This is a genomic window from Klebsiella quasipneumoniae subsp. quasipneumoniae, from assembly GCF_020525925.1.
In the GTDB taxonomy this organism is placed as follows: domain Bacteria; phylum Pseudomonadota; class Gammaproteobacteria; order Enterobacterales; family Enterobacteriaceae; genus Klebsiella; species Klebsiella quasipneumoniae.
Genome location: NZ_CP084876.1, coordinates 2273349 through 2289005, shown reverse-complemented (window position 1 = coordinate 2289005; position 15657 = coordinate 2273349). Strand labels below are relative to the sequence as shown.

Sequence of the window (15657 nt, the reverse complement as noted above, 5' to 3'; positions counted from 1 at the left end):
GCTATGAGTTCATCGTGTATAGAAGAAGTAAGTGTACCAAATGATGACTGGTACCGGATTGCAGCTGAATTGTTGGGCCGTGCGGGAATTGAAATCAATGGCTCCGCGCCGTCAGACCTGCGGATTAAAAACCCTCTTTTTTTTAAACGCGTATTGCAGGAGGGGTCGCTGGGTTTAGGCGAAAGCTATATGGACGGCTGGTGGGACTGCGAGCGTCTGGATATATTCTTCCATAAAGTGCTCCGCGCCGGGCTGGAAAAACAACTCCCTCACCATTTCAAAGACACACTCCGCATCGCAGGCGCTCGCCTGTTTAACCTGCAAAGTAAAAAACGCGCCTGGATCGTCGGCAAAGAACACTATGACCTCGGCAACGATCTTTTCAGCCGGATGCTGGATCCCTACATGCAATATTCCTGCGGGTACTGGAAAGAGGCGCAGACCCTCGAAGCCGCGCAGCAGGATAAGCTGGATCTCATCTGCCGTAAGCTGGAGCTCGAGCCAGGCATGCGAGTGCTGGATATCGGCTGCGGCTGGGGCGGTCTTGCCGAATATATGGCGCGGAATTACCAGGTGAGCGTTGTCGGCGTGACCATCTCCGCCGAACAGCAAAAGATGGCCCAGGCGCGCTGCGATGGCCTTGACGTGGATATTCGTCTTCAGGATTATCGCGATCTGCACGACAGCTTCGACCGCATCGTCTCCGTCGGCATGTTCGAACACGTGGGTCCCAAAAATTACGCCACCTACTTTGAGGTCGCCGATCGTAATTTGAAACCCAACGGCCGCTTCTTACTGCACACCATCGGTTCCAAAGTCACCGACCATAACGTTGACCCGTGGATCAATAAATATATCTTCCCCAACGGCTGCCTGCCCTCGGTACGGCAGATCGCCGATGCCAGCGAGAAGCACTTTGTGATGGAAGACTGGCACAACTTCGGCGCCGATTATGACACCACCCTGATGGCCTGGTATGAGCGTTTCCTCGCCAGCTGGCCGGAAATTGCCGATAACTATTCTGAGCGTTTCAAACGCATGTTCAGTTATTACCTGAACGCCTGCGCCGGCGCCTTCCGCGCCCGCGACATTCAGCTCTGGCAGGTGGTGTTCTCGCGCGGGATTGAACACGGACTGCGCGTCGCCCGTTAAAAAACACTCCCCCGCTCACCGGCGGGGGATTTTTTGTCAGGCTTCACTGACCTTAGCCGCGACCTCTTTCGCCGCCAGCACGCGTTCAACCGTATCGACAACCGCCTGGGTTTGCGGGTCGATCTCGATATTGACGCGGTCGCCCAGCTTCTTCGCCCCCAGCGTGGTCCGCTGCAGCGTCTCCGGAATAAGATGCACGCAGAATCGGGTTGCCGTCACCTCACCTACCGTCAGGCTGATGCCATCGATACCGATGAATCCTTTATAAAGGATATATTTCATCAGCGTCGGATCCTGTACTTTAAACCAGATCTGACGGTTATTTTCGGAAGTGAGGATCTTCACGATTTCCGCCGTGGTCATAATATGGCCGGACATCAAATGCCCGCCGATTTCATCACTGAATTTCGCCGCCCGCTCGACATTGACTTCATCCCCGACCTGAATATCGCCGAGGTTGGTAATCCGCAGCGTCTCTTTCATCAGATCGAAGCTGATGCGCGCGCCGTTGATGTCGGTCACCGTCAGGCAGCAGCCGTTGTTGGCTACCGATGCCCCGGTTTCGAGCCCCTCCAGCATATGCGCCGGCAGCTCCACCACGTGGGTGCGAAAATTGGGTTTATCATCAATGGAGACCACTTTCGCGGTTCCCTGAACAATACCAGTAAACATGTTTGGCTCCTGTTGAAAATCATGACGGTATCATTACCGTTTTCGCTATCGGGAACAATAACAGGAGGGCTGAGCGGTTGCCAGCGCGCTTCGTGCCTCGACTCTTTTTTCACTGGCTTAATGGCTAATCCTCGCTACAATAGACTGGAATTTCCTCATTTTTATCCCCTTGCTGCCAGTTACGGCGGCTTTTTTAGTCTCAAAAAAACAACAATACAAAGGTGTTCACGTGCAGAAGTATTTCATTGAAGCGCGTCAGTTATTAGCTCTGGCTATACCCGTCATTCTTGCGCAAGTGGCGCAGACGGCGATGGGTTTTGTCGATACCGTGATGGCGGGCGGCTACAGCGCCACCGATATGGCCGCGGTGGCCATCGGGACCTCCATCTGGCTACCGGCCATTCTCTTCGGCCACGGGCTGCTGCTGGCGCTGACCCCGGTAGTGGCGCAGCTCAATGGCTCCGGGCGGCGGGAGCGTATCGCGCCGCAGGTGCGTCAGGGCTTCTGGCTGGCGGGGCTGGTCTCGGTGCTGATCATGATTGTGCTGTGGAATGCCGGGTATATCATCAGCTCCATGCACAACATCGATCCGCTGCTGGCGGAAAAAGCGGTTGGCTATCTTCGCGCGCTGCTGTGGGGAGCGCCGGGCTACCTGTTCTTCCAGGTCGCCCGTAACCAGTGTGAAGGGCTGGCGAAAACCAAGCCCGGGATGGTCATGGGCTTTATCGGTTTACTGGTCAACATTCCGGTGAACTACATCTTTATCTATGGCCATTTTGGCATGCCGGAGCTGGGCGGCGTCGGCTGCGGCGTGGCGACGGCCTCCGTTTATTGGGTGATGTTCGCCAGCATGCTGTGGTGGGTGCGCCGGGCGCGTTCGATGCGCGATATCCGCTGCGCCGAGGGCTTCAGCGGCCCCGATTTCGCCGTTCTGCTGCGGTTGGTGCAGCTGGGGCTGCCCATCGCCCTGGCGCTGTTCTTCGAAGTGACCCTGTTTGCCGTCGTCGCGCTGCTGGTCTCTCCGCTCGGGATCATTGACGTCGCCGGCCACCAGATTGCGCTGAACTTCAGCTCGCTGATGTTCGTTCTGCCGCTGTCGCTGGCGGCCGCGGTCACCATTCGCGTCGGCTTCCGCCTCGGCCAGGGCTCAACGATCGATGCCCAGGTTTCCGCCCGCACGGGCGTGGGCGTGGGCGTCTGTCTGGCGGTGTTTACCGCTATCTTTACCGTGCTGATGCGTAAGCAGATTGCCCTGCTGTATAACGATAACCCTGAGGTGGTGATGCTGGCCTCGCATCTGATGCTGCTGGCGGCGGTCTACCAGATCTCCGACTCCATTCAGGTGATCGGCAGCGGTATCCTGCGTGGCTATAAAGATACGCGGTCTATCTTTTTTATCACCTTTACCGCGTACTGGGTGCTGGGTTTGCCCAGCGGCTACCTGCTGGCGCTGACCGACGTGATTGTCCCCCGCATGGGGCCCGCCGGCTTCTGGTGCGGATTTATCATCGGCCTGACCTCCGCCGCCATTATGATGATGCTGCGGATGCGTTTTCTGCAGCGCCAGCCCTCCAGCACTATCTTACAGCGCGCCGCGCGCTAATCCTGCCAAAGCCCGCCACCCCGGCGGGCTTTTTCTTTCTTCAGTTTTGTTCCGGCGTTGTACATTCCGTTACTCCCCGACACCAAAGACTCACTGATGAGCGCCCCGGAGATGCATATAGTGTGGCCAACAGCCCCGCAGTGGGGTTACTCAGGAAACCAATTCGAGGATTTCAGCATGAAAAAAGTATTAGCTCTGGTTGTTGCCGCTGCTATGGGTCTGTCATCTGTTGCTTTCGCCGCCGATGCCGCGACCACCACCCCGGCTGCCGCAGCCAGCCACACCACCGTTCATCACAAGAAACATCATAAAGCGGCGGCGAAACCGGCAGCCGAACAGAAAGCCCAGGCAGCGAAGAAACACCATAAAGCCGCAGCGAAACCGGCTGTAGCGCAGAAAGCCCAGGCGGCGAAGAAGCACCATAAAGCCGCAGCGAAACCGGCTGTAGCGCAGAAAGCCCAGGCGGCGAAGAAGCACCACAAAGCCGCAGCGAAACCGGCTGTAGCGCAGAAAGCCCAGGCGGCGAAGAAGCACCACAAAGCGGCGCACCACGCAGCCAAACCGGCGGTACAACCGGCGGCATAACGGTCAGAGCGTTAAGGTGATAAACCGGCGCTGAATAGCGCCGGTTTTTTTTCAGGAGGACATCATGCTGCAACGTTATCGCTTCGAATTGCTGTTGGTTCTGCTCATCGTCTGCGCGCTGTTTACCCTTCGCTTGATGTTTAAATAGCGGGCTGCTGAACCCATTTACGCGCCGGCGGCGTATAGTCGCGAAAACCGGCGATAATCTCCTCTGCCGAGGCAGCAAACGGCAGCATCTCCGCGTAGCGCGGGTGCATAAACCCTTCCCGCACCATGTTATTGACCATCGCCTGCAGCGGATCGTAATACCCTTTAATATTCAGAAATGCGCACGGCTTTTCATGGATGCCCAGCTGCGCCCAGGTCCACTGTTCGAAAATTTCTTCCAGCGTCCCCGCTCCGCCCGGCAGAGCAATAAAGCCGTCGGCCAGCGCCGCCATTTTGGTTTTCCGTTCGTGCATATCCTCAACCACATGCAGCTCCGTCAACCCGCGGTGGGCAATTTCCCGTTCCACCAGGCCGCGCGGCATCACGCCAATCACCACGCCCCCGGCCTCAAGCGCCGCATCGGCAACCGCCCCCATCAAGCCAACTTTGCCGCCGCCATAGACAACAGCCAGTCCCTTCTGCGCCAGCGTGTGGCCAACCCGTCGGGCAGTGTCGAGATACAGCGGATGTTCGCCAGCTGAAGAACCGCAGAAAATACCTATCGATTTCATCTTCGTTATTACTCCTCTCTTCTGGTGGGCGATAATTTAACACAACGGCAACCTTTGTGCGCAGGTTGAGACCCGCGGAGAAAAGAGAGGCGAGGCGCCTGCTGGCGAAGAAATATCCTTGTGGTTCAGTAAAATATCGCCGGAATGGGTAAAAGATCCGCAATCGCAAGCAATGTACAAGAAAAGTGACGTTTACCTCTTGCCACATCCCCTGCCTGCCGCTAATATGCGTCCCCGTTGTCACCACAACATTGCGTTCGTAGCTCAGTTGGTTAGAGCACCACCTTGACATGGTGGGGGTCGTTGGTTCGAGTCCAATCGAACGCACCATTATGCGTTTATAGCTCAGTTGGTTAGAGCACCACCTTGACATGGTGGGGGTCGTTGGTTCGAGTCCAATTAAACGCACCATAATGCGTCTGTAGCTCAGTTGGTTAGAGCACCACCTTGACATGGTGGGGGTCGATGGTTCGAGTCCATTCAGACGCACCAATCTTGTTTCTTATCATTCCCTCTCAACATTACCCTGCAGCATCTTGACCGGAAAACGCACGCCTTCTGCGCTTCCCGCCTGAACGTTATCGAACCCTGCCAACGACAAAGCTAAAGCCGATTATTCGCGACTCCGACTGGCCTGCGCCATCGCCAGGGCATCTTCCCCTGCCGGCAGCCGCGAAGGGGCATCAGGATCGTTCACTATTCGCCAGACGGCCTGAGCCACATCGACAGCCCGCGTCACGCTGGCGTTTTCCTGGATGCTGTCGAGGATCTGCTGGCCAAGCGCCGCATAGCTCTCCGGGAGGTGGCCCATCGTTCGACGCGCGTTTTCCCCGAAGCGGGTCTGGGGATCGCGTCCCGGCAGGATCACCCCGACGCGAATATTGAAGGGCCGCAGCTCCAGCGCCAGGGACGCCGTGAAGGCGTTCACCGCCGCCTTACTCGCGGTATAGACCGCCAGCAGGGGCATCGGCTGTAGGGTGACCGCCGAGGTGATATTCACGATCGTCCCGCTACGGCGCGCTCTGAACCGGGGAAGTACCCCCTGGGTCATGGCGATAGTCCCAAGAGTATTGGTGGCAAACAGGTTCGCTATCGCCTCGCGCGACGCCCCCTCCAGGGCGTTGAGCATCCCCACTCCGGCGTTATTGACCAGAACATCAATCTCTCCGGCCTCGGCAATCGCCTCGGCGATACTCTGCGCTGAGGTGACGTCAAGGCGCACCAGCCGCAGACGGTCGCTGGCTGGCAACAGATCCTCTCGCAGAACCCGCATCGTGGCGATAACCTTCCAGCCCTGTTCAAGAAAATAACGCGCCGTCTCCAGGCCAAAACCCGATGAACAGCCGGTGATCATAATCGTTTGCATCTCTCTGTCTCCGATTGGCTTCTTCCTTTTCATCATAGACAGCCCGCTCCGGACGATATAGGGTCAATAATCCATCATTCTTTAGCAGGAGTCCGGAAATGAGCGACCCGCTGGCGGAAATCATTGCGATGCTAAATCTCAGAGCGGTGCTGACCAAAACCATTGAGGGGGCGGGAGAATGGCGCGTCATTCGCTCGGACCAGGGCATGTCGTTCTATGGCGTGGTGCTGGAAGGAGGCTGTCGGCTGGAAATAGACCAGCATCCGCCGCAGACCCTGCGCGCCGGAGATTTTATGTTGATCCCGGCGGCGTACCGCTTCGCGCTTACCAGCCTGACCCCACCGCCTTCACCGGCGCTGGAGACCACTCCGGTGAAACTGGCGGAGGAATACTTTCGCCTGGGAGCCCTCGACCAGCCGGCGGAGATGCTGGCGCTGATTGGCCACTGCGCTGCCGATTCGGATAACGCCAGCCTGCTGACCTCGCTGCTGCCCGCCCTGGTGGTGGTTCGCGACCAGCCGCGGCTGGCCACCTTTGTCGGACTGCTGAAAGAGGAAGCCCAGGCGGATCGCGCAGGTAAATCTTTCGTTCTGGCGCGGATGGTTGAGCTGCTGTTTATCGAGGCCATCCGCTCCTGCGAAACACTCGCCACCCCAGGCCTGGTGCGCGGCCTGAGCGACCCGCGGATCGCCCAGGCAATCCGTCTGCTGCATGAGGCCCCCGCCAGACGCTGGACCGTCAACGCCCTGGCCGCCGACTGCGCGCTGTCTCGCTCGACGTTGTTTGAACGCTTTACCGGCCTGACCGGAATGACCCCGATGGGCTATCTGTTGAGCTGGCGCATGACCCTGGCGATGCGGTGGCTGGGAGAGCCGGGCATCAGCATGGCGGATATCGCCGAGCGCCTCGGCTATGGCTCGGCCAGCGCGTTCAGCGTGGCTTTTACCCGCTATGCCGGGACATCGCCGGGCAAATATGCCCGCCAGCGGGCGGCGCAGCGTACGCCCGGGCCCGCCTTAAGCTAACCTGCCGCAATCGTCGTCTGCAGCCAGCGCTCAAACGCCTGCAGCGCAGGCTCCCCCTCGCCGCCGCCGGGTTTGATCAGGCAGAAGCGCTTGGCCAGCGTCGTGGAACCCGGCCAAGGGGCGACCAGCGTCCCGTTACGCAGCTCGCTCTCCACATACATCTTCGGCACCAGGGCCACGCCCTGCTGGCTGAGTACCGCAGCGATCGCCATCTCATGCAGATCATAGCGCGGCCCCTGCGCCGGGTTATCCAGCGCCAGACCACACTCCCGGGCATAGTGCAGCCAGGCATCCGGATTTTGCCGCCGATGAATGCGCGGCAGCCGGTTCAGCAGCCCCGGGAGATCGTTATCCGTCAGCAGCGCAGCATGACAGACCGGCAGCAGATACTCCGCAAACAAAAACGTCACATCCATTCCGGTCCACGCCGGGTGATCAAAATGGATAGCCGCATCAAATCCGCTGCCCGGCAGAATGAAGGGGTCGCTGCGAGCGGCGATATTGACCACGATATGCGGATGCTGCGCCGTGAACTGCCCGAGGCGGGGGATGAGCCAGCGGCTGGCGAAGGTGGGGAGCACGGCGATCTCCAGACTGCGGCCATCGGCCGGCATCCCGCTGACGTCGAGGGTTTCCCGCTCCAGCCTGCTGAGGATCTCGCGGACCTGTCTGGCATAGCGGGCGCCGGCCGGATTGAGCCGTACCCGGCTCCCGATTCTGTCGAATAGTTTGCTGTCGAGGAGCGCTTCCAGACGGGCGATCTGCCGGCTGATGGCCCCTTCCGTTAACGCGAGCTCCGCCGCCGCGCGGGCAAAGTTGCCGTGGCGGGCGGCGGCCTCAAAGGCCAGTAGCGCAGCGCTGCTGGGAATTTTACGACGCATAGCCAATGCTCCTTGTGCGGGCTGACTGAAAGTCAGTGACAGAATATCACTGAGTCTTGAATAAACATCGTTTTTCAGCGCCATTTTCGCCAGATAGGATGAAGTAAATTCACTGAAGCGCCTTATGCGCTCAATCATCTATCTCTCGAGGTCACTATGCTCTATGTCGTCGAATGCGCCTACACCGACCCGCAAAGCGAAGCGGCGTGGAATACCTTTTACAATCTGGAAAAATTACCGGCGCTGGTCTCAGTGCCCGGTTTTCATGCCTCCCAGCGCTTCTGCGCGCTCAGCGAGGGCTGCCCTCGCTACCTGGCGCTACACGATATCCGCGATGCCGCCGTCATCGACAGCGACGCCTATCGCCGCAACGGCGGCGGTCATTTTGCCCGCTGGCAATCGGCGATCGCCGACTGGCATCGCCATCTCTATCTCACAACTAACGCGCTGCGGGAGGTTGCTCCGGACGAGGTGCTGCTGCTGAGCGATACCGCGGAAGCCCTGCCCGTCGCTGCGCCGGTCGTCCTGCAGCCCGGCGGTCTGGCCACCCGGCATACCCGCTATGCCGCCATCGTCCCGCGTGACGACCTGCATCACCACGCCGCCACGGCCGCCGTCTTTGTCTATCAGCCCATTACCGCCCGGTTGCGTCACCCGGCGGAGCAAGCGTGAGGTCAACATGACACCAGCTCCCTTTTATTCCCTGACAGCAGGCGACCTGACGATAAGCGCCATCAGTGATGGCCAGATGGCGGCGCCGCTGACGTTACTGGCGGGGATTGCCCCTGAAGAGGCGGCGCGTCTGCAGCGCCAGGCCGGGTTAATCTCGCCGGAGATCATTGAGATCGGCGCTTACCTGATCCGCGGACGCGGGCACACTGTGCTGGTGGATACCGGCACCGGCGGGGCCAACGGCGTCGGCGGCGCGCTTATCGCCAATCTGGCGCTGCTCGGCGTGCGCCCTGAGGACATTGACACCATCCTCCTCACCCACGCGCACCCGGACCATATCGGCGGCCTGCTGACCGCCGCCGGTACACCGGCTTATCCCAACGCCAGGGTGTTCCTGCCCTCGCGGGAAAGCGCTTACTGGCTGGCGCCGTCGACACTGGACAACGCCAGCGAGCGTGGACAACGCAACGTGCTGCTCGTCCGGCGCGTAATGGCGATCTGCGCGACGCAAATTCGTGCTATAGATGAAGCAGAGCGGATCGCCGGGATCCGACCATGTCCCCTGCCCGGCCATACGCCGGGGCATACCGGATATCGCCTCGAGGCGGGCGGAACGTCGCTGCTGATCTGGGGGGATATCGTCCACTTTCCCTCGATCCAGAGCGCCCGGCCAGAGGCATCGGTGGCCTTTGACGTCGATCCTGACCAGGCGCGGCGTACACGGGAAAGTCTCCTGCGCCAGGCCGCCAGCGAGCGGTGGCTCGTCGCCGGTATGCACCTTGGCCTGCCGGGATTCGCCAGCGTGGAGAATACCGCCTCAGGCTACTGCCTGCGCCCGGTGTGACCTTCGCGCAGAACACCGATCGCAGCAAAACCCCGGTCGTGGCATTAACGCGACCGGGGCGTGGTGTCTGGGGAAGTGGATTAGCCGTTAACCGCGGCGCTTCCAGCCTTTTTTACTTTTGCAGCTGGCTGTGGTGGCGACCCAGGGGTGACGCAGCTGGGTCAACTGAAGATCCTGAGAGGCCGGGCTGGCGGCCCAGCGTTTGTTGCACAGAGGCTTACGAGTTGCAATGACCATAAAACGCTCCTGAAAAGTAATGAACAGTTCCCTGGGTAATTCCATAAGTTCAGAATCAGCTTATCATCACTTAAACGTTGTTATTTCAATCTTTGTTTTGCTATGTAAATGGTGATTGCCACCTGAAAGGCATAAAATTGATCTAGATCAAGGTAAATGCAATTTTTTGTTTCCACCACCTATATTTTCAACCGTTTAACTTCGCGCACCGCTTGATTAAGACTTTTCCTATACCACATAATCCAACAGAAGTGAGCGATTTTATCAGATTTTTATTCTAGTTATGTATGCGAATGTGGCTAATTGTTTTGATTATTCTAGCTCATAAAATTCACTTGGTCAGACCGCCGCAGGCGGGTACTCTGCACCGGCAATACGGGGATTTGTCAGGGAGTGATGGATGACTACAGGCTATAAACTACTTGGCTATAAGTTAGCGGATAATATTTTCTACTGCCTGCATCATCGGGAAATTATCGCGTTACGTGGGACGCGAACGCAAGTTCAGCTGCGCAGCACCATGGCGTGTTTACTGGAATATTTGCTGGCGCATGGCAGAGAACGTCTGGTCAGTGATGAAGAGTTAATGATTAACGTCTGGGAGAAAAATAATCTCCGTCCGTCCGCGCAGCGATTATGGCAGGTCATTCAGACCTTAAAATCTCGCTTAAACCAGGCGGGGGTCGAAAGCGTGTTAATTATCCGCGTTAAGTGCGCAGGGTATTATATTAATCCTGCTTGTGTAGCCGAAATTTATTCCTTCAAACCGCCGGGCATGATGAATTATATAAACACCTCGCCTGCTGATATGAATAAACTTCTGGTTCGCAGCTAATCTCCTTCCCGCGCCGTTTAGATCGCTTGTAACAGGGTTTATTCTTTGAATATTTTAATTCACAGCAATAATATTTATTTTAATATCGGCCTCGCCCAGTGTTTCAGAGATATTCAGGAAACCTTGCCCGGTCTGAACATTATTCATTCACTGCCGCTCAGCCATCTGCCCGATCCGGCCGGGCTGGATGTGATTATTTTAGCGCTGGAAAACTATCACGATTATCAGGCCGCTGCTGAATTAGCCCAGCGCTATCCCGGCCTGGTGGTCGGATTTACCTCCGCCAACAACGTCAAACGCGGACGTGCCTTTTACGCGGATACCCTCCTGTGGGTCAGCCAGCGGGAAAGCGTTCAGGAGATCCGCCGCCTTCTGCTCCGTCTGGCAGATCGCAGCCGCCCTTTCGCGCCGCGCCATCAGCGTCAGAGTCGCTCCTCCCGTCTGCGAGCCCCACTCAATGACCTGGAGATGCAGATGATCCGTGGCGTGGTCGGCGGCCAGTCGATTAATCAGATGGCAGACACGCTGGGCGTCAATCGCAAGCGGGTTTACAACGGACTGGAGCGGATCAAAAGTAATTTTCGCCTCGTCAGCCATACCCATTTTCATCATTTTATGACCGCGGAGGCCACGTTTAGCCGCCTCTGCGCCGATCTGAGTTGCTATAGACCAGGGCTACGGCCAGCCCGGCAACGACGTGCTGCATCGCGACCGGCCGAAAATCATTCATATTATTTGAATGAGTTTCGCAAATTGTTTTGATTTTAACCGCCCGGCGTTGCGCGTATTCTTTATCACATCAGGGCGACAAGCCCTATATCAGACACCAGATTAAGGAATACGACCATGAAATCCATCAAAACTTTCGTTGCTGTTGCTGCACTGTCGCTGTTCTCTTCCGTCAGCTTCGCCCAGAGCGTCAGCGCCACCGCCTCCACCCTGGACCGTGCAGAAGCCAAAATCGCCGCCCAGGCCGCTGAGCAGGGTGCGTCCTATAAAATCACCAGCGCCCAGTTTAATAATCGCGTTCATATGACGGCTGAGCTGAGCAAATAATCTCTTCACTCTTTCGCGATTAACAAAGCGCCGTCAAAAACGGCGCTTTTTTTTCGCCTCTTTCTCCGGGCAGTGATTTCCTGACCGACGCGCTGTGGCGTTCAGCCGATGACGGGCCAATACTTAGCGCATCCCCTGGAAAAGAGAGCCCCATGATGAAAGCCTGGATCGTCAACAAACCCGGTTCGCTGGACAATCTGCAGCTTGTCGATCTTGCCGACCCCGGCGCGCCGGCGGCAGGCGAGATCCGCGTAGTGCTACACGCCACCTCCCTGAACTATCACGATTTGCTGGTAGCGACGGGGGTGATTCCCACTGCCGATCGGCGGATCCTGATGGCTGACGGCGCGGGGGTGGTCGAAGCGGTTGGCGCCGGGGTCAGCGAGTTTCAGCCAGGCGACCGGGTGGTCGCTGGCTTTTTCCCGCAGTGGCTGGATGGCCGTCCGGGCCCGCAGGTGAAGGACTTCAGCCAGACGCCGGGCGACGGCGCCGAGGGGTTCGCCTGCCAGTATGTAGTCAGACCGGCCAGTCATTTTACCCATGCGCCTGACGGATGGAGCTTCAGGGAGGCGGCGACGATCACCACCTCCGGCCTCACCGCCTGGCGCGCGCTGGTGGTGGAGGGGCGGCTAAAAGCGGGCGATACGGTGCTGACGCTCGGCACCGGCGGCGTGTCGATAACCGCCCTGCAGCTGGCGAAAAGCATGGGCGCGCAGGTCATCGTCACCTCCTCATCCGATGAAAAGCTCGCCCGCGCGCGCGCCCTGGGGGCTGACCATCTCATCAATTACCGCACCACCCCGGCCTGGGGCGCTACGGTGCAGGACATCACCGGTCATCGCGGGGCCGATATTATCCTGGAGCTCGGCGGACCGGGCACCCTGGGCCAGTCGTTCGAGGCCGTCAGTGTTGGCGGACACATCGCGCTGATCGGCGTCCTGACTGGCTTCGAAGGTCATGTGCCCACCCATCTGCTGATGAGTAAACAGGCCCGACTGCAGGGGCTGGTGGTGGGTCATCGCCGGCAACAACAGGACTACGTCAACGCGCTGAACCTGCAGGCGTCGCGGCCGGTCATCGATAAAGTGTTTGATTTTGCGGCCTTACCAGACGCCTTCCGCTATCTGCAAAGCGGCGCCCATTTCGGCAAAATTTGCGTTGAGTGGTAGTGGTGAGGAGATGAGATGAACAGGGCCTCCATGCCCTGGGAACGGCTTTATTCGAAAAAGACGTCCGGATTTTCTGACAGCGAAACAAAGGATTTGGTGTTTTTATCCAGCGCCTGAATCTCGCCGCTTTCAATGTCATAGAACCAGCCGTGCAGGCGCAGGGTCTGGTCGCGAAGACCGACCGCCACCGACGGATGGGTTTTGATGTTGTTCAGCTGAGCGATGACGTTTTCCTGCACCATGCCGTTGACCTTATCGGTTTCGCTGGCCCAGGTTTTCTTTTCCACCACCGCTTTCGCAGCATCAGCGTAGCGCAGCCAGTGAGACACCGCCGGCATCGGCTCCAGGCACTGGCAGGTGGCGATCGCTTTCATCGCCCCGCAGTTAGAGTGGCCGCAGATTACGATATCCGTCACGCCCAGCGCAACCACGGCATACTCAATGGTCGCAGATACACCGCCCGGCTCCGGCCCGAAAGACGGCACGATATTCCCGGCATTACGAATAACAAAGAGCTGTCCCGGCTCCTGCTGGGTAACCAGTTCCGGCACCAGACGGCTGTCAGAGCAGGAGATGAAAAGCGCTTTGGGATTCTGGCTGGAGGCCAGGCTGCGGAAGAGCTCTTTACGCTGGGGGAAGATCTCTTTCTGGAAGTTGAGGAAGCCCTCAATGATATGTTGCATAGCAGTGTCTCTTCTCTGTAGTTATTACGGTATGACAAAGATCACAGTTATTCAGTTTACCATCGCTGACAGGAATGGGAATCGTTATTCAAACAGTTGCGCAGAAAACGCGCGCCGCGGATGCCCGTTCAGCCTCGCCTTTTCCACAGGGTTTTCACGTGCTTTCCTGAGCCAGTTTGTTACTCTGTTTGCTCGTACCGTCCCCACGTTGCCGACCGCCTGCCGGCGGCGGACATACCAGGAGTTGCTATGTTCTTATCCAGCCTGATGGCCCTTGCCGCGGTGCTGATCATGGGGGTGATCAGTCCCGGCCCGAGCTTTATTTTTGTCGCGCGCAATGCGGTCGCCCGCTCGCGTCTGCACGGTCTGGTGACCGCCCTGGGCACCGGCGCCGGCGCCGCCATTTTTTCTATTATGGCGATGCTGGGCCTGCAGAAGGTGCTCACCGCGGTGCCGGAGCTGTTTATTGGCTTGAAAGTAGCGGGCGGGCTCTACCTGCTATGGTTGGGCTATAAGATTTTCCGCGGTTCGGCGCAGCCGATGGATTTTTCCGCCAGCGGCATGGCCGGCAACCGTTCGTTGCTGAAGACTTTCCGCGACGGGCTGTATACTCAGTTGAGCAATCCCAAAACCGCGCTGGTGTTTGCCTCGATTTTTACCGCCGTGCTGCCGGCGCAGATCCCCACCGCCTTCTATTACATCGTGCCGCTGATGAGTTTCCTGATCGACGTCAGCTGGTATTCGCTGGTGGCGCTGGTACTCTCCGCTGATCGTCCGCGTCGGGTCTACCTGCGGCTGAAGCGGCGAATCGATATCGCCACCGCGACGGTGCTGGGGGCGCTGGGACTACGGCTTATCGCCACCTCCCTCACCCGCTAGCGGCTACACGGTATGGATGCGAATATCGTGTTGCTGAAAGGCAACGCGATATTCGCGACTGATGTTCTCCTCCACCACCAGCACATCGATATCGCTGCTCGCGGCCACCACGAATCGCGCCACCGCCGGAATTTTATCCGAGGTCAGGCCGATGATAATTTCGCTGCACTGCTTAATCACCGCTTTCTTAAACTCGCAGTCGGCATAGTCAAAGCCGGTCAGGCCCGACTCTGGCGCCATGGCGCAGCCGCCGATAAACCCCTGGTCGAATAACATCCCCTGCACCTGAGCCACCGCCGCGGCCCCAACGCAGCCCCCGCTCGCCCGCTGCACCTGGCCGCCGAGCATCACCACCTCGTAGAGCGGCTTTTTCACCAGTACCGCGGCGATCTCCGGAGAGTTCGTTACCACCGTCAGCGCCAGCTCGGCGGGCAGCGCCTCGGCCATCGCCAGATTGGTGGTGCCGGTATCAATGAAAAGGATGCCGCCGGGTTTCACCAGCCGGGCGCACTGCTGCGCGATCCTGAGTTTTGTTGCTCGGTTTTTATCTTTCCGTTCACTGTAATCTCCCGCTTCCGGCAGGCTCAACACCGCCCCGCCGTAGACTTTTTTACAGACGCCTTCGCGGCTAAGCTCATGCAGATCGCGGCGGATGGTGTGCTCAGACACCTGAAGACGCGCCGCCAGCTCCGCACACACCACCCTGCCGTTTTCCTGCAGGATCTGGCAAATCAGCGCTTGTCGCTGTTGAGGAAAAGCAGCATAATCGAGCAAAGAAACTCCTTAAATCATCATAAACGAGCAACAGCAAGCATGATCGTCTGCCCTGCCGTGATTGTCAATGTTCCTGCCCGGAGGTTTACCATGAAAATTGCCCATTTCGCCCTGTGGACCCAACGGCTTGAGGCTCAGGCCCGGTTCTGGGTCGAGTTCTTTGCCGCAAGCATCAATGAAAAATACCTCAGCCAGACCAATCCCGGCTTTGCCTCCTATTTTGTCACCATCGACGACGAGGTGGTGATCGAGCTGATGACCAAGCCTGGCCTGCAGCAGGCCAGCGCCGATAATAACCATACCGGCTGGGCGCACCTGGCCCTCTCGGTGGGCGGCGCAGAACAGGTCGATGCCCTTGCCCAGCGCGCCGGCGCGGCGGGAATACTGGTTTCACCGCCGCGCACCACCGGCGACGGCTATTATGAGGCGGTGATCGCCGATCCCGATGGCAACCTGATTGAAATCGTCGCATAGTCAGCAGACCGCCAGCCATAAGGAGGCATCC

At 58.4% G+C, this 15657-nt stretch carries 20 protein-coding genes and 3 tRNA genes; 16 read left to right on the top strand and 7 right to left on the bottom strand.

Features of this window, described 5'->3' with window-relative positions; all coding sequences use genetic code 11:
• The first annotated feature begins 3 nt into the window (after positions 1-3).
• Positions 4-1152 (top strand): cyclopropane fatty acyl phospholipid synthase, encoded by a 1149-nt coding sequence (cfa, locus tag LGM20_RS11110; RefSeq protein ID WP_023289946.1) that lies wholly within the window; start codon positions 4-6, stop codon positions 1150-1152.
• A gap of 36 nt (positions 1153-1188) precedes the next feature.
• On the opposite strand, the gene LGM20_RS11105 is transcribed toward cfa, so the two are convergent.
• A complete protein-coding gene (locus tag LGM20_RS11105; RefSeq protein WP_023289947.1) occupies positions 1189-1824 on the bottom strand; it encodes a riboflavin synthase in 636 nt (211 codons plus the stop codon).
• 229 nt (positions 1825-2053) lie between these two features.
• Here LGM20_RS11105 and mdtK point away from each other — a divergent pair, with 229 nt between their 5' ends.
• The 3 genes from mdtK (at position 2054) to ydgU (ending at position 4160) form a co-directional block, all read left to right on the top strand.
• Entirely contained in the window at positions 2054-3427 is a 1374-nt protein-coding gene (gene mdtK / locus LGM20_RS11100) for an MdtK family multidrug efflux MATE transporter (RefSeq protein ID WP_023289948.1), read from the top strand.
• A gap of 177 nt (positions 3428-3604) precedes the next feature.
• Positions 3605-4012 carry an acid resistance repetitive basic protein Asr gene (gene asr, locus LGM20_RS11095; protein WP_044523578.1) on the top strand — a complete coding sequence of 136 codons (408 nt, stop codon included), beginning with the start codon at positions 3605-3607 and terminating at the stop codon, positions 4010-4012.
• A 64-nt stretch (positions 4013-4076) separates the two neighbouring features.
• The gene (gene ydgU / locus LGM20_RS26695; RefSeq protein ID WP_099441282.1) at positions 4077-4160 is read left to right on the top strand and encodes a small membrane protein YdgU; all 84 of its coding nucleotides are present in this window, start codon (positions 4077-4079) and stop codon (positions 4158-4160) included.
• Here the strand turns inward: ydgU and LGM20_RS11090 are convergent.
• Positions 4153-4731 carry an LOG family protein gene (locus LGM20_RS11090; protein ID WP_044523581.1) on the bottom strand — a complete coding sequence of 193 codons (579 nt, stop codon included), beginning with the start codon at positions 4729-4731 and terminating at the stop codon, positions 4153-4155. The genes ydgU and LGM20_RS11090 overlap by 8 nt on opposite strands.
• A 253-nt stretch (positions 4732-4984) precedes the next feature.
• Here LGM20_RS11090 and LGM20_RS11085 point away from each other — a divergent pair.
• From LGM20_RS11085 to LGM20_RS11075, 3 genes are all read left to right on the top strand, one after another.
• Positions 4985-5061, top strand: a tRNA-Val gene (locus LGM20_RS11085).
• Between the two features lie 4 nt (positions 5062-5065).
• Positions 5066-5142, top strand: a tRNA-Val gene (locus LGM20_RS11080).
• Positions 5143-5146: 4 nt separating this feature from the next.
• Positions 5147-5223 (top strand) — tRNA-Val (locus LGM20_RS11075).
• Between the two features lie 121 nt (positions 5224-5344).
• On the opposite strand, the gene LGM20_RS11070 is transcribed toward LGM20_RS11075, so the two are convergent.
• The gene (locus LGM20_RS11070; protein WP_044523583.1) at positions 5345-6097 is read right to left on the bottom strand and encodes an SDR family oxidoreductase; all 753 of its coding nucleotides are present in this window, start codon (positions 6095-6097) and stop codon (positions 5345-5347) included.
• Positions 6098-6195: 98 nt separating this feature from the next.
• Here LGM20_RS11070 and LGM20_RS11065 point away from each other — a divergent pair, with 98 nt between their 5' ends.
• Positions 6196-7122 (top strand): AraC family transcriptional regulator, encoded by a 927-nt coding sequence (locus tag LGM20_RS11065; RefSeq protein WP_044523584.1) that lies wholly within the window; start codon positions 6196-6198, stop codon positions 7120-7122.
• Here the strand turns inward: LGM20_RS11065 and LGM20_RS11060 are convergent.
• Positions 7119-8003 (bottom strand): LysR substrate-binding domain-containing protein, encoded by an 885-nt coding sequence (locus LGM20_RS11060; protein ID WP_044523585.1) that lies wholly within the window; start codon positions 8001-8003, stop codon positions 7119-7121. The genes LGM20_RS11065 and LGM20_RS11060 overlap by 4 nt on opposite strands.
• A 156-nt stretch (positions 8004-8159) precedes the next feature.
• Between LGM20_RS11060 and LGM20_RS11055 the strand changes: the two genes are divergently transcribed.
• Both LGM20_RS11055 and LGM20_RS11050 read left to right on the top strand, forming a co-directional pair.
• A complete protein-coding gene (locus LGM20_RS11055) occupies positions 8160-8675 on the top strand; it encodes a hypothetical protein (protein ID WP_023289959.1) in 516 nt (171 codons plus the stop codon).
• Positions 8676-8682: 7 nt separating this feature from the next.
• Entirely contained in the window at positions 8683-9519 is an 837-nt protein-coding gene (locus LGM20_RS11050) for an MBL fold metallo-hydrolase (protein ID WP_044523586.1), read from the top strand.
• An 87-nt stretch (positions 9520-9606) separates the two neighbouring features.
• Here LGM20_RS11050 and LGM20_RS11045 read toward each other — a convergent pair whose 3' ends face one another.
• Complete coding sequence (locus LGM20_RS11045) at positions 9607-9756, bottom strand: hypothetical protein (protein ID WP_023289961.1); 150 nt, start codon at positions 9754-9756, stop codon at positions 9607-9609.
• Between the two features lie 400 nt (positions 9757-10156).
• Here LGM20_RS11045 and LGM20_RS11040 point away from each other — a divergent pair, with 400 nt between their 5' ends.
• The 4 genes from LGM20_RS11040 to LGM20_RS11025 all read left to right on the top strand — a co-directional run bounded on the left by LGM20_RS11040 (position 10157) and on the right by LGM20_RS11025 (position 12816).
• A complete protein-coding gene (locus tag LGM20_RS11040; RefSeq protein WP_023289962.1) occupies positions 10157-10591 on the top strand; it encodes a winged helix-turn-helix domain-containing protein in 435 nt (144 codons plus the stop codon).
• A gap of 45 nt (positions 10592-10636) precedes the next feature.
• Complete coding sequence (locus tag LGM20_RS11035) at positions 10637-11353, top strand: hypothetical protein (RefSeq protein WP_044523591.1); 717 nt, start codon at positions 10637-10639, stop codon at positions 11351-11353.
• An 84-nt stretch (positions 11354-11437) separates the two neighbouring features.
• Entirely contained in the window at positions 11438-11647 is a 210-nt protein-coding gene (locus LGM20_RS11030; RefSeq protein ID WP_004202908.1) for a YdgH/BhsA/McbA-like domain containing protein, read from the top strand.
• 152 nt (positions 11648-11799) lie between these two features.
• Positions 11800-12816 carry a zinc-dependent alcohol dehydrogenase family protein gene (locus LGM20_RS11025; RefSeq protein ID WP_199912730.1) on the top strand — a complete coding sequence of 339 codons (1017 nt, stop codon included), beginning with the start codon at positions 11800-11802 and terminating at the stop codon, positions 12814-12816.
• A 47-nt stretch (positions 12817-12863) separates the two neighbouring features.
• Here LGM20_RS11025 and LGM20_RS11020 read toward each other — a convergent pair whose 3' ends face one another.
• Positions 12864-13499, bottom strand: coding sequence for a carbonic anhydrase (locus LGM20_RS11020; protein WP_023289965.1), 636 nt, complete (start codon positions 13497-13499; stop codon positions 12864-12866).
• Positions 13500-13748: 249 nt separating this feature from the next.
• On the opposite strand from LGM20_RS11020, the gene LGM20_RS11015 reads away from it, so the two are divergent.
• A complete protein-coding gene (locus tag LGM20_RS11015) occupies positions 13749-14378 on the top strand; it encodes a LysE family translocator (RefSeq protein ID WP_044523593.1) in 630 nt (209 codons plus the stop codon).
• A 3-nt stretch (positions 14379-14381) separates the two neighbouring features.
• On the opposite strand, the gene LGM20_RS11010 is transcribed toward LGM20_RS11015, so the two are convergent.
• Positions 14382-15152: a DeoR/GlpR family DNA-binding transcription regulator gene (locus LGM20_RS11010; RefSeq protein WP_032453133.1), complete on the bottom strand. Its 771-nt coding sequence runs from the start codon at positions 15150-15152 to the stop codon at positions 14382-14384.
• A 90-nt stretch (positions 15153-15242) separates the two neighbouring features.
• On the opposite strand from LGM20_RS11010, the gene LGM20_RS11005 reads away from it, so the two are divergent.
• Positions 15243-15626 (top strand): VOC family protein, encoded by a 384-nt coding sequence (locus LGM20_RS11005; protein ID WP_032453134.1) that lies wholly within the window; start codon positions 15243-15245, stop codon positions 15624-15626.
• Positions 15627-15657 lie beyond the last annotated feature (31 nt).